Annotated in this window: 21 protein-coding genes; 13 read left to right on the forward strand and 8 right to left on the reverse strand. The window is 74.9% G+C overall.

The genetic code is table 11. The features are described from left to right. Positions 1-25 precede the first annotated feature (25 nt). The 4 genes from pruA to A2CP1_RS04395 form a co-directional block, all read right to left on the reverse strand. Entirely contained in the window at positions 26-1657 is a 1632-nt protein-coding gene (gene pruA, locus A2CP1_RS04380) for an L-glutamate gamma-semialdehyde dehydrogenase (RefSeq protein WP_012632239.1), read from the reverse strand. Positions 1658-1779: 122 nt separating this feature from the next. Beyond that, positions 1780-2406 carry a hypothetical protein gene (locus tag A2CP1_RS04385; protein WP_012632240.1) on the reverse strand — a complete coding sequence of 209 codons (627 nt, stop codon included), beginning with the start codon at positions 2404-2406 and terminating at the stop codon, positions 1780-1782. Between the two features lie 97 nt (positions 2407-2503). Next, the gene (locus A2CP1_RS04390) at positions 2504-3904 is read right to left on the reverse strand and encodes a sigma-54-dependent transcriptional regulator (protein WP_012632241.1); all 1401 of its coding nucleotides are present in this window, start codon (positions 3902-3904) and stop codon (positions 2504-2506) included. Continuing rightward, the gene (locus A2CP1_RS04395) at positions 3901-5220 is read right to left on the reverse strand and encodes a sensor histidine kinase (RefSeq protein WP_081444572.1); all 1320 of its coding nucleotides are present in this window, start codon (positions 5218-5220) and stop codon (positions 3901-3903) included. The genes A2CP1_RS04390 and A2CP1_RS04395 overlap by 4 nt, the downstream gene beginning before the upstream one ends. A gap of 139 nt (positions 5221-5359) precedes the next feature. Between A2CP1_RS04395 and A2CP1_RS04400 the strand changes: the two genes are divergently transcribed. The 4 genes from A2CP1_RS04400 (at position 5360) to A2CP1_RS04415 (ending at position 10692) form a co-directional block, all read left to right on the forward strand. Then, positions 5360-6289 carry an ABC transporter ATP-binding protein gene (locus tag A2CP1_RS04400; RefSeq protein WP_012632243.1) on the forward strand — a complete coding sequence of 310 codons (930 nt, stop codon included), beginning with the start codon at positions 5360-5362 and terminating at the stop codon, positions 6287-6289. Continuing rightward, entirely contained in the window at positions 6286-7047 is a 762-nt protein-coding gene (locus A2CP1_RS04405) for an ABC transporter permease (RefSeq protein WP_012632244.1), read from the forward strand. The genes A2CP1_RS04400 and A2CP1_RS04405 overlap by 4 nt, the downstream gene beginning before the upstream one ends. 141 nt (positions 7048-7188) lie before the next feature. Beyond that, a complete protein-coding gene (locus A2CP1_RS04410; RefSeq protein ID WP_012632245.1) occupies positions 7189-8004 on the forward strand; it encodes a hypothetical protein in 816 nt (271 codons plus the stop codon). Between the two features lie 900 nt (positions 8005-8904). Beyond that, positions 8905-10692 (forward strand): RecQ family ATP-dependent DNA helicase, encoded by a 1788-nt coding sequence (locus tag A2CP1_RS04415; protein WP_012632246.1) that lies wholly within the window; start codon positions 8905-8907, stop codon positions 10690-10692. Here A2CP1_RS04415 and A2CP1_RS04420 read toward each other — a convergent pair. Both A2CP1_RS04420 and A2CP1_RS04425 read right to left on the reverse strand, forming a co-directional pair. Next, entirely contained in the window at positions 10687-11268 is a 582-nt protein-coding gene (locus A2CP1_RS04420; RefSeq protein ID WP_012632247.1) for a hypothetical protein, read from the reverse strand. The two genes, A2CP1_RS04415 and A2CP1_RS04420, sit on opposite strands and share 6 nt — an antisense overlap. Positions 11269-11276: 8 nt before the next feature. Then, a complete protein-coding gene (locus tag A2CP1_RS04425; protein WP_041450430.1) occupies positions 11277-11948 on the reverse strand; it encodes a hypothetical protein in 672 nt (223 codons plus the stop codon). Between the two features lie 132 nt (positions 11949-12080). On the opposite strand from A2CP1_RS04425, the gene A2CP1_RS04430 reads away from it, so the two are divergent. The 8 genes from A2CP1_RS04430 to sufT all read left to right on the forward strand — a co-directional run bounded on the left by A2CP1_RS04430 (position 12081) and on the right by sufT (position 19298). Beyond that, on the forward strand, positions 12081-12638 hold the full coding sequence (locus tag A2CP1_RS04430) for a YaeQ family protein (protein WP_012632249.1): 558 nt from the start codon (positions 12081-12083) through the stop codon (positions 12636-12638). A 176-nt stretch (positions 12639-12814) separates the two neighbouring features. Beyond that, on the forward strand, positions 12815-13288 hold the full coding sequence (locus tag A2CP1_RS04435) for an SUF system Fe-S cluster assembly regulator (RefSeq protein ID WP_012632250.1): 474 nt from the start codon (positions 12815-12817) through the stop codon (positions 13286-13288). Continuing rightward, complete coding sequence (sufB, locus tag A2CP1_RS04440) at positions 13285-14724, forward strand: Fe-S cluster assembly protein SufB (protein ID WP_012632251.1); 1440 nt, start codon at positions 13285-13287, stop codon at positions 14722-14724. The genes A2CP1_RS04435 and sufB overlap by 4 nt, the downstream gene beginning before the upstream one ends. A gap of 80 nt (positions 14725-14804) precedes the next feature. Continuing rightward, the gene (sufC, locus tag A2CP1_RS04445) at positions 14805-15611 is read left to right on the forward strand and encodes a Fe-S cluster assembly ATPase SufC (protein ID WP_012632252.1); all 807 of its coding nucleotides are present in this window, start codon (positions 14805-14807) and stop codon (positions 15609-15611) included. Next, positions 15608-16921, forward strand: a complete 1314-nt coding sequence (gene sufD / locus A2CP1_RS04450; RefSeq protein ID WP_012632253.1) for a Fe-S cluster assembly protein SufD — start codon at positions 15608-15610, stop codon at positions 16919-16921. Before sufC ends, sufD begins: the two co-directional genes overlap by 4 nt. Beyond that, positions 16918-18207, forward strand: coding sequence for a cysteine desulfurase (locus tag A2CP1_RS04455; RefSeq protein ID WP_012632254.1), 1290 nt, complete (start codon positions 16918-16920; stop codon positions 18205-18207). Before sufD ends, A2CP1_RS04455 begins: the two co-directional genes overlap by 4 nt. A gap of 40 nt (positions 18208-18247) precedes the next feature. Beyond that, on the forward strand, positions 18248-18697 hold the full coding sequence (gene sufU, locus A2CP1_RS04460) for a Fe-S cluster assembly sulfur transfer protein SufU (RefSeq protein ID WP_012632255.1): 450 nt from the start codon (positions 18248-18250) through the stop codon (positions 18695-18697). A gap of 43 nt (positions 18698-18740) precedes the next feature. After that, a complete protein-coding gene (gene sufT, locus A2CP1_RS04465) occupies positions 18741-19298 on the forward strand; it encodes a putative Fe-S cluster assembly protein SufT (protein ID WP_012632256.1) in 558 nt (185 codons plus the stop codon). A gap of 18 nt (positions 19299-19316) precedes the next feature. On the opposite strand, the gene A2CP1_RS04470 is transcribed toward sufT, so the two are convergent. Then, the gene (locus A2CP1_RS04470; RefSeq protein ID WP_245529978.1) at positions 19317-19679 is read right to left on the reverse strand and encodes an FHA domain-containing protein; all 363 of its coding nucleotides are present in this window, start codon (positions 19677-19679) and stop codon (positions 19317-19319) included. A 495-nt stretch (positions 19680-20174) separates the two neighbouring features. Here A2CP1_RS04470 and A2CP1_RS04475 point away from each other — a divergent pair, with 495 nt between their 5' ends. Beyond that, on the forward strand, positions 20175-20954 hold the full coding sequence (locus A2CP1_RS04475) for a DUF4142 domain-containing protein (RefSeq protein ID WP_245529979.1): 780 nt from the start codon (positions 20175-20177) through the stop codon (positions 20952-20954). 66 nt (positions 20955-21020) lie between these two features. Here A2CP1_RS04475 and A2CP1_RS04480 read toward each other — a convergent pair whose 3' ends face one another. Continuing rightward, entirely contained in the window at positions 21021-22922 is a 1902-nt protein-coding gene (locus tag A2CP1_RS04480; protein ID WP_012632259.1) for a carboxypeptidase regulatory-like domain-containing protein, read from the reverse strand.

Here is a 22922-nt window from a genome sequence, read left to right on the forward strand (position 1 = left end):
ACAAGCCCGGCCGGTCCGCGCCGCGCTACCTCTCGCGCATGTACGGGTACTCGAAGCGGACCGCCGGGTCGAACGTCTCCTTGATCGAGCGAATCGAGACCCAGCGGTACAGGTTCGCGATGCTGCCGGCCTTGTCGTTGGTGCCGGAGGCGCGCGCGCCGCCGAACGGCTGCTGGCCGACCACCGCGCCGGTCGGCTTGTCGTTCACGTAGAAGTTGCCGGCCGTGTCGGCGAGGCGCCGGGTGAGGTCGGCCACCGCGTCGCGATCGCGGGCGAAGATCGCGCCGGTGAGCCCGTACGGCGACGTGGTGGAGCAGAGCTCGAGCGCCTCGTCGAGGCGGATGTCCGCGTAGACGTACACGGTCAGCACCGGCCCGAAGATCTCCTCCTCCATGAGCTTGAAGTGCGGGTTCACCGTCTCGATGACGGTGGGCTCGACGAAGAAGCCCTTCGAGTCGTCGCAGCCGCCGCCCGCCAGGATCTTGGCCTGGGACGACGCGCGCGCCACGCCGATGTGCTTGCGGATCGAGTCGAACGCACCGCGGTCGATGACCGCGCCCATGAACGTGGTGAAGTCCTCCACCTCGCCCATCTTGATCTCGGCCACCATGCCGAGCAGCCGCTCGCGGAGCTGCGGCCAGAGGCTCTCCGGCACGTAGGCGCGCGAGGCGGCCGAGCACTTCTGGCCCTGGTACTCGAACGCGCCGCGGACGAGCGCGGTGGCGGACGCGTCCACGTCGGCGGAGGGGTGCACGAACACGAAGTCCTTGCCGCCGGTCTCGCCCACGATGCGCGGGTACCCGTGGTAGCGCGGCAGGTTCTCGCCGATGGTGCGCCACATCTGCTGGAACACGCCGGTCGAGCCGGTGAAGTGCAGCCCGGCGAGGTCGGCGCTGCCGAGCGCGGGATCGCCCACCGCGCGGCCGGGGCCGGGCACGAAGTTGATGACGCCGGGGGGCAGGCCGGCCGCCTCCAGCACCTTCATCACGTGCCAGGCCGAGTAGATCGCGCTCGAGGCCGGCTTCCACACCACCGTGTTGCCCATGAGCGCCGGCGCGGTGGGCAGGTTCGCCGCGATGGAGGTGAAGTTGAAGGGCGTGACCGCGAAGACGAAGCCCTCCAGCGCGCGGTACTCGGTGCGGTTCCACTGGCCGGGCGGCGAGACCGGCTGGTCGTGGTGCATCCGCTCCATGAAGTGCGGGTTCCAGCGCCAGAAGTCGATGATCTCGCAGGCGGAGTCGATCTCCGCCTGGTAGGGCGTCTTCGACTGGCCCAGCATGGTGGCGGCGTTCAGCGTCTGGCGCCACGGGCCGGCCAGCAGGTCGGCGGCCTTGAGCAGCACGGCGGCGCGATCGTGCGGCGGCATGGCGGACCAGGTCTTGCGCGCCTCGAGCGCCGCCTCGATGGCGGCCTGGACCTCGGCGGGCCCGGCCTGGTGGAAGCGCGCCAGGCGCTGGCCGTGGCGGTGCGGCACGCGCACCTCGGCGATGCGCCCCGTGCGCACCTCGCGCCCGCCGATGACCAGCGGGATCTCGATCTCCCGCGAGGACAGCTCGGCGAGGCGCGCCTTCAGCGCGGCGCGCTCGGGGGTGCCGGGCGCGTAGGAGAGGACCGGCTCGTTGCGGGGATCGGGGATGCGGAAAGCGCCGTTCGACATCGGTGCCACCCTCCAAGGGCCGTTTCGGGCGCGCGCAACATAACCCCTCTCGGTGAATCCTGCCCAGGTCGCGGCAGGGGCGCGTGCCGGGCGAACCGCCGACGGCGGGCGGGCGCCGGAGGTCAGGCGCCGGGGTCGGGGCAGACCGGCGGGCCGCGGAACGCCACCGGCGCCGCCGCCACGGCCTGGTCGCCGCCGCCCGGCCGCGGCGCGTCGCGCGCGTCGAGCGTCCGCGCCCGGGGGCCCCAGTGCAGCCCCACCGAGGTCCCGGTGGTCATGGTGGCGAGCTGGACCGGCAGCACCGCCCAGTAGGCCGGCGCGGCGAGGTAGCCCACCAGGAGCGCCGCGGCGTGCCCCACCAGCGAGAGCGCGAACGCCTTCCACGCGCTCCCCGCCGACGGCCCGTTGCGCCCGAGCATCCCGCCCAGCACCGCGCCGAGCGGCGGCACGAACAGCGTGACCGCCGCGAGCCCGAACGCGGCCCGCCGGAAGTTGCCCACCGACGCCGAGACGGTGCCGGTGGTGAAGAGCTTGAACGTGGCGTAGGTGGCCGCGATCACCGCCGCGTCGCCCAGCAGCAGCCCGGCGCCCGAGCCGGCCAGCTCCCCGGTGCCGAACGGGCCGCGATCGAGGACGCGCACGCCGCCCGGGAGCGTCTCGGGCGCGGGCGGCCGGAGGTCGGGGACGCGCAGCTCGCCGGCCGGCTGGGCGGCGAGGAGCACGGCGGCGAGGGTGAGGGCAGGCGCCATCACCGGCACGATGCGGCGCGCGCGCGCCCGGCGGCGCCTCCGGCGGGGAGGGAAGTTGGGGCACGCGCGCGCGCCCGCGAGGTGGGCGCCACCAGCGCTAGCGCTCGCCCGCCTCCTCGTCGCCCCCGGCGAGCCCGTACTTGCGGAGCTTGTCGTGCAGCGTGACGCGCGACATGCCCAGCCGGCGCGCCGCCTCGCTCCGGTTCCCGCGCGCGGCGCGCAGCGCGTCCACGATGAGCCCGCGCTCGTACGCCTCGACGCGCTGCTTGAGCGGGAGCGGCGTGCTCTCCTCCGCCGGCGCCTCGGGCGAGCCGGCGGCGGGCTCGCCCGGCAGGAGCGACAGGTCGAGGCCGTCCGGCGGCGAGAGCGCCACCAGCCCCTCGATGGCGTTCTCCAGCTCGCGCACGTTGCCCGGCCAGCGGTGCGCCGCCAGGCGGTCGAACAGCGCCGGCGGCACGTGCAGCGGCGACGCGCCGAAGCGATCGGCGAAGCGCTCCAGGAAGTGGCGCGCCAGCACCGGGATGTCCTCGGGGCGGTCGCGGAGCGGCGGGATGGAGAGGTGGACCACGTCGAGCCGGTAGTAGAGGTCCTCGCGGAAACGGCCGGCGCGCACCAGCTCCTGCAGGTCGCGGTGCGTGGCGGCGATGACCCGCACGTCCACGGTGCGCGCCTTCTCGTCGCCCACCGGCCGGACCTCGCCCTCCTGCAGCACGCGCAGGAGCTTCCCCTGCGCCGGCGCCGCCAGCTCGCCCACCTCGTCGAGCAGGATGGTCCCGCCATCGGCCTCGCCGAACAGGCCGGGCCGCGACCGCACCGCCCCGGTGAACGCGCCCTTCACGTGGCCGAACAGCTCGGCCTCGGCCAGCTCCGGCGAGAGCGCGGCGCAGTTGAACCGGACGAACGGCCCGCCGGCCCGGCGCGACGCGCGCACGATGGCCTCGGCGACGCGCTCCTTGCCGGTGCCGCTCTCGCCGGTGATGAGCACGGTGACGTCGCGCGGCGCCACCCGGCCCACCAGCACCGCCAGCCGGCGCATGGCCTCCGAGGAGAACACCATCGACCGCGACAGGGCCAGCTCGCCGGCCAGCCGCTCGTTCTCGTCGGCGAGCCGCAGCGCCTCGACCGCGCGGCGCACCACGGCCAGCAGCTCCTCGGTCTCGAACGGCTTCTTGAAGTAGTCGTAGGCGCCGGCCTTCACCGCCTCGACCGCCTGCCGCTCCGAGCCGTGCGCGGTGATCACCACCACGCGCGTGGCCGGGTGGCCGGCGGTGATCTTGCGGAGCAGCGCCATGCCGTCCAGGCGCGGCATGCGCAGGTCGGTGAGCACGAGCGGGCACGGCTGCGCGCCGAGCTTCTCCAGCGCCGCCTCGCCGTCGGTCGCCTCCTCCACCTCCAGCCCCTCCGACGCGAGGATCTCGCGCAGCGTGTAGCGGACGCCCGGATCGTCGTCCACCACCAGCACCCGCGCCCCGCCGCGCCGCTCCGGCTGCTCGCTCATGCCAGCGCTCCCGTCCCCGCGCCGGCGGGGGTCGCGGGCAGGGTGAGCTCGGCCACCATCCCGCCGCCCGTGCGCGGGGAGAGGACCAGGTCGCCGCCGTGCTGCCGCGCCAGCGACCGGGCGATGGTGAGGCCCAGCCCGGAGCCGCTCGCCTTGGTGGTGAAGCCGGGCGAGAACGCGGCGTCGCGCACCGCGGGGTCGAGCCCCGGGCCGCGGTCCTGCACGAGGATGCGCGCCCCGCCGCCGCGCACCGGCGTCGCCACCAGCTCCACCGCGGCGTCCGCCGGGCTCGCGTCGAGCGCGTTCTGCACCAGGTTCACCAGGATCTGCTTCACCTTGCGTGGATCGCAGCGCGCGCGGACCCCGGCGCCGCGCGCCTCGAGCGCCACGCCGCGCTCGCGCGCCAGCCCCTCGTGCAGCGCCGCGACCTCGCGCGCCAGCGCGGCCACGTCGCAGTCGTCGAGCACGAGCGGCACGAGCGGCCGGGAGAAGTTGAGGAAGCCGTCCAGGATGGTCTGCATCCGGTCCACCTCCTGGCGGAGCACCGCGAGCCGCTCGGTGGGCTTGCCCGGGCCGACCCCCTGCGCGAGCAGGCCGGCCAGCCCCTTCACGCTGGCGAGCGGGTTCTTCAGCTCGTGCGCGATCTCGCCGGAGAGGGCGGTCAGCTCTTCGGCGCGCTCGGCGTAGGCGCGGAGCGAGTCCTGCTGCGCGGCGAGCGCGCGCCGGATGATGGCCTCGAACACCTTGCGGCCGGCCCGTCCGGCGAAGGCGATCGCCACCAGCACGACGGTGAGGAGCGCCGCGTGCAGCCACAGCCCCACCGGCACCGCCCGCCGCGCCGCCCCGCCGAGGAGCTCGATCTCGAGCGGTGCCGCGCCGGCGGCGCCGACCCCGGCGAGCGCCCAGACGGCCACCACCTGGAACGCGGTGAGCCAGGAGGACACCGGCGGGCGGACGAACACGTTCACGATCACCGCCAGGAGCACCGACACGTAGACGAACGGGCTCTGGAGGCCGCCCGTCGCCGCGGTGAGCAGCATCTGCGCGATCACCGCCACCGAGAGGTTGAGCCGGACCTGGCCGGGCGCGAGGCCGCCGCGCCGCCGGAAGCGGGCGTACTCGACGATGAAGAACGCCGAGACCGGCACCAGCAGGCCGCCGAGCAGCGCGCGCCGCCACCCCGCCGGCTCCTCCCAGGCGATCCAGGCGCCCGTGCCGACCAGCAGCGGCACCAGCAGCAGGCGCGCGCCGACGAGCTGCCCGAACAGCCGGGACAGCTCCTCGCGCTGGATCTGGTCGTGGCCGGGCGGTGGCATCTGCTCGATCCGTCGGGGGGCGGGGCGGCTCGCCGCGACCACCATACGACGGGCGGCGTTCCTGCGCACGGGCGGCGCACGGACGCGCATGCAGGAAGTCGAGCGGACGCCCGCGGGTCACGCTAGATTCGCGCGACCCATGGAACCCGTCGTGGAGATCCGCGGGGTCCGCAAGCAGTTCGGCGGGCTGACCGCGCTGGAGCGCGTGGACCTCGAGATCCGCGCCGGCGAGATCTTCGCCCTGCTCGGCCCGAACGGCGCCGGCAAGACCACCCTCATCTCGATCATCTCCGGCCTGCTCCGGGCCACCGAGGGCGAGGTGCGCGTGCTGGGCAAGGACGTGGTGCGCGACTACCGCGACACCCGCCGCGCCATCGGCCTCGTCCCGCAGGAGATCAACTTCGACCCGTTCTTCACGGTGGAGGAGACGCTCCGCATCCAGGCCGGCTACTTCGGCGTGCCGCTCGCCGAGGAGCGGCTGGTGGAGATCCTCCGCGCGCTCGACCTGCTCGGGAAGCGCAGCGTGAACAGCCGCGCGCTCTCCGGCGGCATGAAGCGCCGCCTCCTCATCGGCAAGGCGCTGGTGCACGACCCGAAGGTCCTGTTCCTGGACGAGCCCACCGCCGGGGTGGACGTCGAGCTGCGCCGTTCGCTCTGGGAGTACGTGCGCACGCTGCGCGCCCGCGGGACCACGGTGGTCCTCACCACGCACTACCTCGAGGAGGCGGAGGAGCTGGCCGACCGCGTGGGCGTGATCGACCGCGGCCGCCTCCTGGCGCTGGAGGGCAAGGCCGAGCTGCTCCGCCAGCACGGCGCGAAGACGCTGCGGCTGGTGCTGGACGTGCCGCGCGCGGTGGTCCCGCCCTCGCTGGCGGCGCTGGGCGGCAAGCTGGAGGAGGGCGGCGCGGCGGTGGCGGTGGAGGTACCGGCCGGCGAGGGGTTCGGCCCGGCGCTGCGCGCCGCGGCCGCGGCAGGCCTGGGGGTGAAGGACGTGGAGACCCGGCGCACCACGCTCGAGGACGTGTTCGTCCGGCTCCTGGCCGGTGGACAGGCGCGGGGGGACCGATGATCTCCCTGGGACTGCGGACGCTGTTCGCGAAGGAGGTGCGCCGGTTCCTGCGCGTACCGGGGCAGACCCTGCTCTCGCCGCTCGTGACCACCACGCTCTACTTCGTGGTGTTCGGCTACTCGCTGGGCGCCCGCCTCGCCGACGTCGAGGGCGTGCCCTACGCGCGCTTCATCGTGCCCGGCCTGGTGACGCTGGGCGTGGTCACGAACGCCTACCTCAACAGCGCCTCGTCGCTGTTCGTGATGAAGCTGCAGGGCACCATGGTGGACCTGCTCGTCTCGCCGCTCTCCTACGGCGAGGTGCTGGCCGGCTTCATGGGCGCGGCGGTGGTGCGCGGCATCCTGGTGGGCGGGGTGATGTGGGTGGTGGCCGGCCTGTTCGGTGGGTTCCAGCTCGCGCACCCGCTCACGGCGGTGGCGCTGCTGGTGCTCGTCGCGGTCGTGTTCGCCGCGCTCGGCGTCGTCACGGCCATCTGGGCCAGCACGTTCGAGCAGGTGAACTTCTTCCCGACGTTCTTCATCACGCCGCTCACGTTCCTGGGCGGCGTCTTCTACTCGATCGAGATGCTCCCGCCGGCGCTCCGGCGGCTCACCGCGCTCAACCCGATCTTCTACATGGTGGACGGGGTGCGGTTCGGGATGCTCGGGATCTCCGACGCCGCTCCATGGGTGGGGGCGGCGATGCTGGCGCTGCTGGCCGCGATCTCGGTGGGCGGCGCGTACGCGCTCCTCCGGTCCGGCTACAAGCTGAGGGGCTGAGCGGGCGGGCCCCCGCCTCCCACCTCCGGTGGACGCCCCATCCGGAGCTTTTCGGGATCGAATTCGGCCCGGCTTGGGTTTATGCTACGGCGCCCTCAGACCGGGGGAACGCGAAATCTCGATTCACGGAGGTCACTTCACATGCGTCGTCTGTCGGTCGTCCTGCTCTCCGCGCTCGCCGTGGCGGGATGCAAGAAGCAGCAGCCCCCGCCCCCGCAGCAGCCCGCCGCCGCCCAGCCGGCCGGCGCGCCCGCGGCCGCGCCCGTGGCGGGCAAGGTCCTCGAGCGCCTCGACGCGCCTCCGTACGTCTACCTCAAGCTGCAGACCGCCAGCGGCGAGGCCTGGGCCGCCGTCCCGCAGTCGGACGTGAAGGTCGGCGCCGAGGTCTCGATCGTCGGCGCCATGCCGATGAACGGCTTCGAGTCGAAGACGCTGCAGCGCAAGTTCGACGTGGTCTACTTCGGCACGCTCGGCGGCGGCGAGGCCGCGGCCGCGCCCGCCGGCATGCCCGGCATGGGCGGCGCGGCGCCGGCCGGCATGCCCCCGGGCATGGGCGGCGGCATGGGCGGCGGCGCCCAGCCCGACATGGCGGCGCAGCACGCGGCCGCCGCGGCGGGCCCGACCGAGGTCGGCGAGGTGAAGGTCCCGAAGGCCAGCGGCACCGACGCGCGCACCGTGGCCGAGGTGCACGCGCAGAAGGTCACGCTCAAGGAGAAGCCCGTCACCATCCGCGGCAAGGTGGTGAAGTACAACGAGGGCATCATGGGCAAGAACTGGCTGCACCTGCGCGACGGGTCGGGCACCGCCGGCAAGGACAACGACCTCACCGTCACGACCACCGACCGCACCTCGGTCGGCGAGGTGGTGACCGTGAAGGGCACCGTCCGCGTCGACAAGGACTTCGGCGCCGGCTACGCGTACCCGGTCATCGTCGAGGACGCCAAGGTCGCGAAGTAGTCCGCGACTCGTCGTCGAAGCGCTTCGCGGGCGCGGTCCTCCGGGGCCGCGCCCGTCGTCGTTCGTGGGCGGGTTGCCGACCTGTTCGGACGCAGGGCTACGTCCAGCGGGCCCTGTCCTGGAGACGGGCCGCCAGGTCGGCGGTTCCGGGCGCTCGCGGCGGTGCTCGCTCCGCAAGGCCAGTGACGTTGGATGGATCGCCGGAACCGGGCCCGTGGGATCGTGCAAGCCGACGCACCGGACGGGCCAGCCGCGCGTGCGGCGCCGCGACGGCGGATCCGGTGGGCAGCGCAGCGGCTGTCCACGGCGGTGCAGGTCTCGGATCCTGGGGACGTGCCGTGGGCTTGCTTCGCTGCGCGCCGGCGCGACCGCCCGGACCGACTCCGGTGGCGGCCTGACGTGGATGGGAGGCGTGGTGAGGACCCGCGCGCCCGGCCCCTTCGACCGGTGCCCCTCGAAGCCGCCAGTACGCTTCCCGTCCGCAGCGCGTACGCCCTCGCCCGCGACCGCGACTGTCAGCGCAGGCGCAGCCCGCGACGCCCCCTCTCGCGCGCGTATCCAGCCGGCGTGCGCGGCGAGCGTGTCTGAGGCCGCGCGTCGCGCCAGCGATACGCGCGGCCGAGTTCGCGAGCGCGCCCAGGTGTATCGGACGCGATCCGCGCGCGTCCTACGACCGAAGCCCCGCGCCGAGCATTCCTTCTCCACGTCGCGGGAGCGGGCGAGGGCGGGAGCGCACACGAGGACCCGCACCCACGGCCCCCCGGCTTCGAGCGAACGCAGGGCCCCCGGAAACACCGGAGCGGACGTCTCCGTGACCCGCCCCGCTGGAGTCGGTCCCGCGCGAGATTCGCCTCGCGGCCCGTTCCACAAACGGCCGGGCTCGTCTAGATTCCGCCGGACTTGGCCAGCGACGCCGACAGCCGCGCCCCCGCGCTCCGGGAGGTGGAGGACGAGGTCCGGGATCTCGCCCGCGCGGCCGAGGTGGACGCGCCGGCGGATCCGGCGGCGCGACGGCGCTGCGCGGAGCGGCTCGAGGCGCTGCGGGAGCGGTGGCGCGAGGCGCCGGCGCTGTTCGGGCCGGACACGGTGGAGCGGCTGCGCGCGGTGGCCGTCGCGCTGGCCCGCGCCCCGGCGGCCGCGCCGCCCGCGCCCGGCGCGGCCCGGGCCCTGCTGCAGGAGGTGTTCGGCCACGCCGCCTTCCGCCCCGGCCAGCAGGAGATCGTGGACGCGGTGGTGGCCGGGCGCGACTGCATCGGCGTCATGCCCACCGGCGCCGGCAAGTCGCTCACCTACCAGATCCCGGCGCGGCTGCTGGGCGGGACCACGCTCGTCGTCTCGCCGCTCATCGCGCTCATGAAGGACCAGGTGGACGCCATGGCGCGGGTGGGCCTGCGCTCCGCGTTCCTCAACTCGACGCTCTCGCCGGAGGAGCGGCGCGAGCGGGTCCGGGCGCTCCGGCGCGGCGAGCTGGAGCTGCTCTACGCGGCGCCCGAGGGGCTGGAGGCGTCCGTCGGCGACGCGCTGGAGGGCACCGCGCTCTCGCTCATCGCGGTGGACGAGGCCCACTGCATCAGCCACTGGGGCCACGACTTCCGCCCCGCCTACCGCAACCTGGCCGGGCTGAAGGCCCGCTTCCGCGCGCCGGTGCTGGCGCTCACCGCCACCGCCACCCGCGAGGTGGTGCGCGACATCGCCGGCCAGCTCGGCATGGCCGACCCGCTGGTCGTCCGCGGCTCGTTCCTCCGCCGCAACCTGCGCATCTCCGCGGTGAAGAAGGGCGAGGGGGTGCGCACCCGCGACGCGCTGCTGCGCCTGGTGCGCGCGCGCCGCGGGCAGAGCGGCATCGTGTACGCGCTCTCCCGGCGGTCGGTGGAGGAGACCGCCGAGCTGCTCCGCGACCACGGGGTGCGCGCCGGCGCGTACCACGCCGGCCTCGAGCCGGACGTGCGCGCGCGGGTGCAGGACGAGTTCCAGTCCGGCGCGCTCGAGGTGGTCGTGGCGACGGTGGCGTTCGGCATGGGGATCGACAAGCCGGACATCCGCTTCGTCATCCACCGCGACCTGCCGCGCTCCGTCGAGGCGTACTACCAGGAGATCGGCCGCGCCGGCCGCGACGGCGCGCAGAGCGACTGCGTGCTCTTCTACTCGTGGGCCGACGTGATGAGCTGGGACCGGCTCCTCGACGACGCCGAGCCGGAGGTCGCCGAGGTGCAGCGGCGCATGGCGCGCTCCATGTTCCGCCTGGCCGACGAGGACGGCTGCCGGCACGAGCGGCTGGTGGGCTGGTTCGGGGAGCGGATCGACCCCTGCGGCGACGCCTGCGACCGGTGCACCGGCGAGGACGTGCTCGCCTCGGCGCCGGCGCTGCCGCGCGGCGCCCGCGAGCGGCGGGGCGGCGAGCGCGCGCGCCGCGAGGGGGCGGGCCGGGGGCGGACGCGCGCCGAGCCGGTCGAGACCGCCGAGGCGGACGTGGAGCTGTTCGAGGCGCTCCGCGCCTGGCGCGCCGGCGAGGCGAAGGAGCGCGGCGTCCCGGCCTACGTGGTGTTCTCCGACGCGACGCTGGCGGAGATCGCGCTCCAGCGCCCCGCCGCCGAGGACGCGCTGCTGGACGTGAAGGGCGTCGGGCCGCGCAAGCTGGAGGAGTTCGGCGCCGCGCTGCTCGCGCTGGTGCGCGCGCACCGCTCATAGCAGCTGGGAGGCGTCGAGCTCCATCTCCAGGCGGAACCGGGCGGACACGTCGGCGTCGAACGCCGGGGTGGGCGCGTCGTAGGTGAGCTCCGCCCGCACCCGCAGCACGCCGGCGTCCAGGTAGCGCGCCAGGTCCACGCCCGGCGCCCCCGTCACCGCGATGGCGGTGGGCACGGCGATGGCGGTGGGCACGGCGCCCGACGGGCGGTCGTAGCGGGCGATCGGCACCGGCGCGCCGCCCGCCGGCGGGTAGACCGAGAGGACCACCGCCGCGAGGCCGCGCAGGTCGGTGCCCGACCCGGCCGCGAGCGCGAGGTCGACCTGCTCCAGCCAGAGCCGGGAGTCGACCGCCGGATCCGAGAGGCGGTCCACCTCGGCCCCGAGATCGTAGCCGAGGTCGGTCGAGAGGCAGCCCGGGCCGCAGTTCCCCACGCCGCCCCCGCGGTACGCGGGGAACCGCTGCGAGGGGAGCGTGAGCCGGAGCTCGGGCACCTCGATGGTGGCCTTGCCGAGCGGGCCGCACGCGGCGAGGAGCAGGAGCAGGGCGGGGAGGGTGCGGAGGCGGGCGGGGCGCATGGGACGTCCTAGAAGAAGTACTGGAGCCCGAGCTTCACCGACGGGATGAGCGCCGTGACGCGGGGGTCGCGGTAGGTGACCTGCGTGCCGCCCGGATCGCCGCTGACCGCGGTGCCGGACGCCTGCGCGCGGACCCAGGCCACCCCGCCGCGCACCGAGAACGCGAGGCCGCGCTGCGAGCCGAGCTCGAGCCCGAGGTGCGCCGCGGCCCAGGCGTACCCGACCTTCTTCAGCAGCGGCTTCATGCCGTCCGGCACGCCATCGTTCACGTAGCGTGACACGTCGCCGTCGAAGAAGCGCCCGCCCTCCACCGAGAGCGCCGGCGAGACCGCCCACTGCCAGGGGACGAGCGCGAGGCCGGCGTGGAGCCCCGGCGCCGCGGTGTTCCAGGCCGGGCCCGCGAACGCGCGCAGCGCCGGCACCGGCCGCCACGCCAGCGAGAGCGTGAGCCCCTCCGGCGCGCCGGCGTCGATCGACACCCCGAGCCACGGCGTGCGGGCCGGGGTCGCCCGGGCCGCGAGGCGCGGAGGCGGGGGGAGCGGCACGTCGTCCGCGGCGGCGGCGGCCGCCGGCCGGGCCGGCGCGGGCGGAGGCGGCAGCGGGACCTCGTCCGAGGCGCGCGCGGCGGGCGCGCCGGCGAGCGCGAGCGCGAGCAGGAGGGAACGCGAGGGCGGGAGCATGGGGTGCGGCAGGATAGCGCCGCGCATGCCGGCCGCGGAACGTGGGCGACCCTCCCACCCCGCGCCCGGGCGATCCGCCTCCGTGGCGTCCCGGCTGGCGTTCCGGCGCGCTTTCCGCCATCACTGCGGCCCATGGCGCTCCCCTCCACCCTCCACCAGCTCGACCTCCAGCTCGCGCACGTCGATCGTGGCGTGGAGCGCGCCCTGTCCCTGCGCATCGCGCGCCACCCCTCGGAGACGATGGAGCGGGTCTGGCTGCGGGCGCTGGCGCTCGCCTGGCAGTGGGAGGAGGGCATCGCGCTCGGGCCCGGGCTGTGCGAGCCGGACGCGGCCGACGTGCTGGCGCTCCAGCCGGACGGGCGCGCCGCGCTCCTGGTGCGCGTCGGACGGCCGTCGCCGGAGCGGGTGGTGCGCGACGTGTCCCAGAACGCGGGCGCGCGCGTGGCGGTCCTGTTCGAGGGACCGCGCACGATGGAGGCCTTCCTCCAGGAAGCCCGGAAGCTCCGGCTCGATCGCCTGGCGCGTGCGGAGCTGGCCGCAGTAGATCCCGACTTGCTCGGGGCGCTCGGGGCGCACGAGGACCGCCGGCTGAAGGCCGCCCTCACCATCGTCTCCGACCACCTGTACCTCGACGTGGCCGGCCGCTCGGTGGACGGGCCGCTGCACCGCGGCACCTACCCGGAACCCTAGTTCCGTCGGCCGGTTACCTCGTCGGGGCTTTCCCTGGCCCGATAGGCATGCATCCGCGGCCCCGCCCGTTAAATGAATGGGTATCTGGACTGTTTCGGTCCATGATGGCTCTCACCGGGTGCGCGCACGTGGCGCGCACGCCGTGAGCGCCCGCTCCGGCCCGCGGAGGCCGATCGATGATCAGGCTGTCGAAGCTCACCGACTACGCGATCGTGATCCTCGCGAACCTGGCGAGGGCGGGGGAGGGCACCCTCACCGCCCAGGATCTCGCCGAGCGCTCCAAGGTCCCGCTCCCGACGGTCTCCAAGCTCTGCAAGGAGCTGTCGAAGGCGGGGCTCGTGCTCTCGCACCGCGGGCGGCACGGCGGCTACGGGCTCGCCCGGCCGGCCGACGCCATCTCCATCGCGGAGATCGTCGAGGCGCTGGAGGGCCCCATCGCGCTCACCTCGTGCGTGGAGCCCGGCGCGCAGCCCGACGCGTGCGGCCTCGAGGCGACCTGCCCGGCCAAGGCGAGCTGGGACCCCGTCTCCCGCGCCATCCAGGGCGCGCTGCGAGGGCTGCCGCTCTCGTCCATCGTCCTGCAGCACTCCAACGACCCGAAGAACGCCGACACCGTGGACGTCGTCACCCTGGGAGCCCACGTCTCATGAGCACCGCGGAGCAGCTGAAGGAGCTGACCGAGCAGAAGTACCGGTACGGCTTCGTCACCGACATCGAGGAGGACAAGGTCCCGAAGGGCCTGTCCGAGGACGTCATCCGCCTCATCTCGGCGAAGAAGGGCGAGCCGAGGTTCATGCTCGAGTGGCGCCTGGAGGCGTACCGTCGCTGGCTCGCGATGGAGGAGCCGACCTGGGCGAACGTCCACTACCCGAAGATCGACTACCAGGACATCGTCTACTACTCCGCGCCCAAGCAGAAGAAGGCGCTCGGCTCCATGGACGAGGTCGATCCCGAGCTGAAGCGCGCGTTCGCGAAGCTGGGCATCCCGCTCGAGGAGCAGATGCGCCTCGCCGGCGTGGCGGTGGACGCGGTGTTCGACTCGGTCTCGGTCGCCACCACCTACAAGAAGAAGCTCGCCGACCTCGGCATCGTGTTCTGCTCGTTCTCCGAGGCGGTGCGCGAGCACCCGGAGCTGGTCGAGAGGTACCTCGGCTCGGTGGTCCCCTCGACCGACAACTACTTCGCGGCGCTGAACAGCGCGGTGTTCTCCGACGGCTCGTTCGTCTACGTGCCGAAGGGCGTGCGCTGCCCGATGGAGCTGTCCACCTACTTCCGCATCAACGCGAAGGACACCGGCCAGTTCGAGCGCACGCTCATCGTCGCCGACGAGGGCGGGTACGTGTCGTACCTGGAAGGCTGCACCGCGCCCATGCGCGACGAGAACCAGCTCCACGCCGCGGTGGTCGAGCTGGTCGCGCTCGACGGCGCGCACGTCAAGTACTCGACCGTGCAGAACTGGTACCCCGGCGACGCCGAGGGGCGCGGCGGCATCTTCAACTTCGTCACCAAGCGCGGCAAGGCCATGCGCAAGGCGAAGATCAGCTGGACGCAGGTGGAGACCGGCTCGGCCATCACCTGGAAGTACCCGTCGTGCATCCTGCAGGGCGACGAGTCGGTGGGCGAGTTCTACTCGGTGGCGCTCACCAACCACCGCCAGCAGGCGGACACCGGCACCAAGATGATCCACATCGGGCGCGACACCCGCTCGACCATCATCTCGAAGGGCATCAGCGCCGGGCGCGGGCAGAACACCTACCGCGGCCTGGTGAAGATGATGAAGGGCGCCACCGGCGCGCGGAACTACTCGCAGTGCGACTCGCTGCTCATCGGCGACCGCTGCGGCGCCCACACGTTCCCGTACATCGAGGTGCGCAACCCGACCGCCAAGGTCGAGCACGAGGCCACCACCTCGAAGATCAGCGACGACCAGCTCTTCTACTGCCGGCAGCGCGGCATCTCCGACGAGGACGCGGTCTCGATGATCGTGAACGGCTTCGCGAAGCAGGTGCTGAAGGAGCTGCCCATGGAGTTCGCCGTGGAAGCGCAGAAGCTCCTGGGCATGTCGCTCGAGGGGAGCGTCGGATGATGCCCAGGAGCTTCGGAGCGTTCCGATCACCGCGCAGAAGCGCCGTGGGCATGTCGCTGGAAGGGAGCGTCGGGTAGGCCATGGCCGTGAAGGACCACATCATGCTGAGCATCCAGGGGCTGCGCGCGAAGGTCGCCGACCGCGACATCCTGAAGGGCGTGGACCTCGAGATCCGCGCGGGCGAGATCCACGCGATCATGGGGCCGAACGGCTCGGGCAAGTCCACGCTGGCGGGCGTGCTGGCCGGCCGCGAGGCGTACGAGGTCACCGGCGGCACCGCCACGTACCTGGGGCAGGACCTGCTCGCGCTCGCGCCCGAGGCGCGCGCCGCGGCGGGCGTGTTCCTCGGGTTCCAGTACCCGGTGGAGATCCCCGGGGTCGGCAACCTCTACTTCCTGCGCACCGCGCTGAACGCGATCCGCCGGGCGCGCGGCGAGGACGAGCTGGACGCGATGGACTTCCTCGCGCTGGCCCGCGAGAAGATGAAGCTGGTGGACCTCGACCCGGCGTTCGGCAGCCGCTCGGTGAACGAGGGCTTCTCCGGCGGCGAGAAGAAGCGCAACGAGATCTTCCAGATGGCGGTGCTGGAGCCGCGCCTCGCCATCCTCGACGAGATCGACTCCGGCCTCGACATCGACGCGCTGCGGGTGGTGTCGCGCGGCGTGAACGCGCTGCGCCGGGCCGACCGCGCCGTGCTGCTCGTGACGCACTACAAGCGCCTGCTCGAGCACGTGGCGCCGGACCGCATCCACGTCATGGCCGGCGGGCGCATCGTGCGCTCCGGCGGGCCGGAGCTGGCCGACGAGCTGGAGCGCACCGGCTACGCCTGGGTGGACGGCGCGCGGCCGGAGGTGGAGCGCGCCGCCAGCGCGGGGGCGCTGTCGTGACCCCGGCGGAGCAGAGCCTGGCGGCCGCGTTCCGCGGCGGCGCGGGCGAGCCGGCCTGGCTGGCGGACGCGCGCGCGGGTGCGCTCGCGGCCTTCCGCGCGGCCGGCCTGCCCACCCCCCGCCACGAGGACTGGCGCTTCACCAGCCTGGCCGCGCTCTCGACGCTGTCGCTCGCGCCCGCGCCGGACGACGGCGAGGGCCCCGCGCGCGCGCTGCTCGCCGGCCGGCCCGCGCCCGAGGGCGCGCGCCTGGTGTTCGAGAACGGCCGCTTCCGCCGCGAGCTGTCGAGCGGGGCGCCGCTCCCGGCCGGCGCGGTCCTGGGGAGCCTGGCGGACGCGCTCCGCCACGCGCCCGAGGCGGTGCGGCCGCACCTCGGCCGCCTGGCCCGCGTGGACGGGCTCGCGTTCACCGCGCTGAACGGCGCCCTGCTGGAGGACGGCGCGTTCCTGCTGCTGCCCCCGGGCGCGCGCGTGGAGGCGCCCATCGAGCTCGTCTTCGCGACCGGCGCGGCCGGGCGCGCGGTGGCGGTGCACCCGCGGGTGCTGGTGGTGGCCGGCGAGGGCGCCCGGGCCACGCTCGCGGAGGTGCACCTCGGAACGAGCGACACGTACCTCGCCAACTCGGTGACGGAGCTGGTGCTGGGCGAGGGCGCCGAGATCGAGCACCTCCGGCTCCAGGACGAGGGCGCGCGCGCGTTCCACGTGAGCGCGCTGTTCGCCGAGCAGGCGGCCCGCTCGCGCCTCACCGCGCACGGCCTGGCGCTGGGGGGGCAGCTCGCGCGCAGCGAGGTGCGGGCGCGGCTGGCCGGCGAGGGCGCGGAGCTGGCCGTTTCGGGGCTCTACATGGCCGACGGCGCGCGCACCACCGACGCGTTCACCTGGGTGGAGCACGCGGTCCCGCGCTGCACCACCACCGAGACGTACAAGGGCATCCTGGACGGCCGCGCGCGCGGCGTGTTCGCCGGGCGGATCGTGGTCCAGCCGGGCGCGCAGAAGACCAGCGCGCGCCAGATGAACTCGAACCTGCTCCTCTCCGACGACGCCATCGTGGACACGAAGCCCCAGCTCGAGATCTTCGCGGACGACGTGAAGTGCGGCCACGGCGGCACCGTGGGCCAGCTCGACGAGGCGGCGCTGTTCTACCTGCGCTCGCGCGGGGTGGAGGAGGCCGAGGCCCGCAGCCTGCTCATCTGGGCGTTCGCGGCGGAGATGGTGGACCTGGTGCGGCCGGCCGGCCTGCACGCGCGCGCGCGGGAGCTCGTCGCGGCGCGGCTGCCGGCGGGGCGGAAGGTGCTGGAGGCGGCGGCATGAGCACGGCGGAGGCACAGGCGGCCGGCGGGCGGGCGGCGCGGCCGGAGGCGCGCGAGGGCGCGCGCGGCGCGTTCGACGTCGAGCGGGTGCGGGCCGAGTTCCCCATCCTGGCGCGGCCGGTGCGGGGCAAGCCGCTCGCGTACCTGGACAGCGCCGCCACCGCGCAGAAGCCGCGCGCGGTGATCGACGCGGTCCGCCGCTACTACGAGGAGGACAACGCGAACGTGCACCGCGGGGTCCACCTGCTCTCCGAGCGCGCCACCCGCCTCTACGACGGGGCGCGCGTGAAGGTGGCCCGGTTCCTGGGGGCGAGCGATCCGCACGAGGTGGTGTTCGTGCGCGGCACGACCGAGGCGGTGAACCTGGTGGCGCAGACGTTCGGGCGCCAGCGGGTCGGGCCCGGCGACGAGATCCTCGTCACCGAGCTCGAGCACCACTCGAACATCGTGCCGTGGCAGCTCCTCTGCCAGGAGAAGGGCGCCACGCTGCGCGCCGCGCCGGTGTCGGACGCGGGCGACCTCGACGTGGAGGCGCTCGACCGGATGATCGGGCCGCGCACGCGCCTCGTGGCGGTGGCCCACGTCTCGAACGCGCTCGGCACGGTGAACCCGGTGGCCGAGATCGTGGCGCGCGCGCACGCGAAGGGCGTGCCGGTGCTGGTGGACGGCGCCCAGGCGGTGCCGCACCTCGCGGTGGACCTGCCCGCGCTCGGCGCCGACTTCTACGCGTTCAGCGGCCACAAGCTGTACGGGCCGACCGGCATCGGGGTGCTGTGGGGGCGCAAGGCGCTCCTCGACGCGCTGCCGCCGTGGCAGGGCGGCGGCGACATGATCCTCTCGGTCTCCTTCGAGAAGACCACGTTCAACGCGGTCCCGCACCGGTTCGAGGCCGGCACGCCGAACATCGCGGGCGCGGTCGGGCTCGCGGCCGCCATCGACTGGCTCTCCGCGGTCGGGCTGGAGGCGGCGGCGGCGCACGAGGACGCGCTCATCGCCCACGCGCTGGACGCGCTCCGCGAGGTCCCCGGGATCCGCCTGATCGGCACGCCGCGGCGGCGGGCCGGCGTCATCTCGTTCCTCCCGGGCGACGTCCACCCGCACGACGCCGGCACCATCCTCGATCGCCACGGGGTGGCGGTCCGCGCCGGGCACCACTGCGCCCAGCCGCTCATGCGGCGCATGGGCGTGGCGGCCACGGTGCGCGCCTCCTTCGCCGCGTACAGCACGCGGGCCGACGTGGACGCGCTCGTCCGCGGCCTGCACGCGGTCCGGGAGGTGTTCGCGTGACCGCGTCCCGTCGCCGCCGACCGTCCCAGGGAGCCTGCCCGTGTCGGAGCTGAGCGATCTGTACCAGGAGGTGGTCCTCGACCACGGCAAGCGGCCGCGCAACTTCGGTCCGCTGCCAGGGGAGACCCACCACGCCGAGGGGCTGAACCCGCTCTGCGGGGATCACTTCGTGGTCCACGCCAGGGTGGACGGTGGCCGGCTGGCCGAGGTGCGCTTCGAGGGGAGCGGCTGCGCCATCTCGAAGGCGTCCGCCTCGGTGATGACCGGGGTGGTGAAGGGCAAGACCGCCGAGGAGGTGGACCGGATCTTCGAGCGCTTCCACCGGCTGGTGACCGAGGGCCCGGCGCCGGAGGACGAGGAGGCGCTGGGCAAGCTGGCGGTGTTCGGCGGGGTGCACGAGTACCCCACGCGCGTGAAGTGCGCGAGCCTCGCGTGGCACGCGCTCCGCCAGGCGCTGCGCGGCGAGGACGCGCCGGTCAGCACCGAGTAGCGAGCACCCCCGAGGCAGCGCGCCGAGGCACGCAGGAGCGGACATGGATCGCACACCCACCCATACCTATCGTGACGTCGAGGCCGTGCAGGTGCCCAGCGGCCACCTGGTGCTGCTGCCGCAGGGCACCTGGCTGGTGGTGCAGCAGGCGCTGGGCGGGCAGTTCACCGCCATGACCGAGATGGGCGGGCTGGTGCGCATCGACGGCAAGGACGCCGACGCGCTCGGCGACGCGTTCGTCGAGGAGGCGCGGCGGTTCGAGCAGCAGCGCAGCGCCGCCGCCGAGGGGCCGTTCGAGGAGCAGAAGGTGTGGGACGCGCTCGGCACCGTCTACGACCCGGAGATCCCGGCCAGCATCGTGGAGCTGGGGCTGGTGTACGCGGTCGCGGCCGAGCCGGTCGAGGGCGGCCACAAGGTGCGGGTCGTCATGACGCTGACCGCGCCGGCCTGCGGCATCGGGCCGGTGCTGGTGGACGACGTCCGCCGCAAGGTGGTGGGCGTGCCCGGGGTGAAGGACGCCGAGGTGGACCTGGTGTTCGACCCGCCCTGGGATCCGTCGCGGATGAGCGAGGCGGCCAAGCTCCAGCTCGGCTTCATGTAGGCGCGGGCCGGCGCGCGGCTACGCGTCCACCGCGTACTTCAGCACGGTGGAGGCGATGCGGAGCACGTCGCCGTGCCGGAGCGTCTGCTCCTTCACCTGCTTCGAGTTCAGGAACGTGCCGTTGGTGGAGTCGAGGTCCACCAGCACGTGCACGCCGCCCGACACGAAGATGCGGGCGTGCCGGCGCGAGGCCTGGTCGGACCCGATCACCACCGTGTTCCCGTCGTCGCGGCCGAGGGTGACGTCCTCGTCGCCGAGCGGGTAGCGCGTCCCCTGCCGGCCGGCGTCGCCGGAGTGGACCACGACGAGCGCGGCCCGGACGGTCTCGGCGCGGCCGGCCTGCTGCGGGGCACCGCTCGCGCGGGTTTCGTCGAAGTTCATGTCCATGGCGTTAGCACGGGCCGGGTCTCGCGGTGAAGGGGCTGCCCGGGGCCGCCGTCGCGCGAACGTCGCCATCGCTCCTCCCTCCCGAGCGGCCCACCGACACCTCGCCGGGTCGGCCGTCCCGCCGCCGCCGGGCCCCGGCAACGGCGGGCCGGCGCGGGGTGGCCGGGCGTGGCAGACGGGCGCGGCACGGGCCCCGGGGCCGCTGCTCGCGGGGAGGACGCTCGGGCGGAGCGTGCGGATCGCTCGGTCCCTCTCCACCTTGTTCGCCGACGCATTCGGGAACCCAAAGGAGAGCGATCGATGATGCAATGGAATCGTTGGGGGATCGCCGCGGGTCTCGCGGCGGCGCTCGCGTTCGCCGGCCAGGCGGTCGCGCAGGGCGCAGGCGGATCGGGCGGGAGCACGGGGAGCGGGCAGTCGGGGGGCAGCACCGCGGGTGACCGCGGCAGCGCGGGCAGCTCGGGATCGATGGGGAGCGGCTCCGGCAGCATGGGCGCCGGTTCCGCGGGCGGCAGCGCCGGCGCGAGCGACGCCGGATCGAGCGCCACCGGCGCGACGCCGGGCGCGACCGGCAGCACCGGGACGGGCTCGGCGGCGCACGGGTCCTCGAAGAAGATGTCGAAGACCCTCGAGGATGGGCTCCAGAAGCTGCACGCGGCCAACCTGTCCGAGGTGCAGATGGGCGAGATGGGCGTGCAGCACGCGCAGAACGAGCAGGTGAAGCAGTTCGCGCAGCAGATGGTGGACGACCACCGGAAGGCGGACGAGCAGCTCACCCAGACCGCGCAGCAGATGGGCGTGGACCTGAACGGCAGCGCCTTCCAGAAGGAGCAGACGAAGGCCCAGAAGCAGACGGACAAGCTGACCTCGAAGACCGGGGCCGCCTTCGACAAGGCCTACATGGCCGTGATGGTCGAGGACCACCGGAAGGACACGCGCGAGGTCGCCACGCTTGCGAAGCAGGCGCGCCAGGGCCAGCACCAGGAGCTCGCCTCGTTCCTCGAGCAGACGCACGGCACGCTCCAGGGGCACCTCAAGGCGGCGCAGCAGACGCAGAAGGCGCTCGGCGCGGGTCGCCAGGCGCGGAAGGCGCACGGGAGCTCGGGCGCCGGCTCGATGGGGACCGGCTCCGGCTCCGGCGGCAGCTCGGGCTCGACCGGCGGGAACCCGGGCTCGTCCGACACCGGCTCCGGCGGCGCTGCGGGCTCCGGCTCGCCCAGCGGCGGCGCGGGCTCGGGCTCCGGCACCGGCGGCGGCGGGACGCACTGACGTCGAGCGCGCGTCCGGCGCGCGGATGCGAACGGGCCGGGGGCGTCGCGCTCCCGGCCCGTCGTGCTATCCGCGCACCAGCCGCCGGGGCACGCGCACGTCGAACGTGGACGTGCCGCGCCGCACCTTCAGCAGCACCGACGTGCCCTCCGGGCCGCGGATCGCGTCGATCGCGCCGGCCATGCCCAGCTCGGCCACCTGGCGCCCATCCACCTCCACGACCAGGTCGCCGCGGCCCAGCCCCACCTCGGCGGCCCCGCCGCCGGCGATGACCTGCGCCACCGCCAGGCCGTCGCCCGACGGCGCCAGCACCGCGCCGATGCCGGCCAGATCCACCCGCGGCTCCTCGCCGTCCGCCGTGGGACGGAGCCGCACCTCCACCGGCCCGGCCGTCCCGCCCGGCTCGACCTGCACGCCGCCCAGCACGCGCGCGTGGTGGCCGGCCGCGGCCACGAAGATCGAGGAGCGCGCCGGCAGCCCCGCGAGCGCGAACGTCCCGTCCGTCCCGCTCACCGCCTCCGACAGCACCGGGAACGTGGACGCCGCGGCGCTCGGCAGCGCGCCCTCCACCGAGAGCCGTGCGCCGGCGATGGGCGCGCCGGTGGCGTCGTCGCGCACCACCCCGGTCAGCCGCCCCCCGGACTCCAGCGCCGCGTCCACCACCGCCTCGCCGCCGTCGCCCGGGATCTCCACCGCGCGCTCGCCGGACGGCGCGTAGCCCGGCGCGGTGATCACCACCGTCGCAGGGCCGGGGGCGAGGTCGTCGAGCGCGTAGCAGCCCGAGGGATCGATGACGGACCGCGTCCGCTGCGGCACCAGCCGGAGCGGGCCGCGCCGCTCCAGCACCAGCACCGTGAACGGCGCCACCGGCGCGCCGGCGGCCGCGGATCGCACGCACCCGCGCAGTCGTCCCCCGGCGGCCAGCTCGAGCACGAGGTCCTTCGCGCCCGGCGCGACCCGGCGGAGCGCGGCCGGCGCGCGGCCCTCGGCGCGCGCCCGCACGCGGTAGGCGCCGGGGTCGAGCGGCGGAAGCTCGAAGCGGCCGTCGGCCGAGGTGACCACCTGGGCCGTGGGGGCGTCGTCCAGCCCGAGGACGCGCTCCGGCGACGCGGTCACCAGCGCGCCGGCGATGGGGGAACCACCCTTCGCGATCACGCGCCCCGCCACCGGGGCGCGCTCCCCCAGCGGACGGTGCGCCGGGCCGAGCTCCACCGTGACGCGCCCGTTGACGCGCTCGAGCGGGCCGATGTCGGCGCGCCCGGGGAGGAAGCCGTCCTTGCGCGCCTCCAGCACCGCGCCCTCCGGCGCCGCGAACCGGAACGCGCCCCGCGCGTCGCTGGTGAAGTGGTCGGGGATGGGCACCAGCGCCGCCTCGCCCGCGGCGCCGAGCAGGCGGACGTCGGCGCCCGCCACCGGCGCGCCGTCCCGGTCGACGACGTGGCCCTCGAGCTCCGCCGCCTGGGCGAGGTGGATCTCGATGCCGCGCACGTGGCGGCCCGCCGCGGCGTCGAGCTGGACCGGGCTGTGGCCCCACTCCGGCGCGAACGGCAGGAACCCGGGAGCGGTGACCGCCGCGAGCAGCCAGCGCCCGGTCTCCGGCGGCTCGAAGCGGAACGCGCCGTCGGGCCCCGCCCGCACCGACGCGGCCGCGCCCGCGCGCGAGAACGTCAGCTCCGCGCCGGGCACGCCGGCGCCGGACCCCGCCGCGACCACCTTCCCCTCGAAGCTGGCCGGCGCGGCGTCGGGCGGGGCCGGCGCGGCGGGGGGCACGCGGATGGGCAGGGCGGTCGGGGGAGGGGCCTCGGGCGCTCGCGCCGCGGGCGCGGGCCGGACCCCGGCGGTGGGCGCCGGCGCGCCCTGGGGGCCGGGCTCGTCCGGTGCGGTCCGCCGCAGCAGCGCGGCCGCGAGCAGCAGCGCGAGGAGGGCCAGGCCGAGGGCGAGGAACGCGGTGCGGCGGGGGCTCTGCAT

Source organism: Anaeromyxobacter dehalogenans 2CP-1 (assembly GCF_000022145.1).
GTDB classification, from domain to species: Bacteria; Myxococcota; Myxococcia; order Myxococcales; family Anaeromyxobacteraceae; genus Anaeromyxobacter; species Anaeromyxobacter dehalogenans.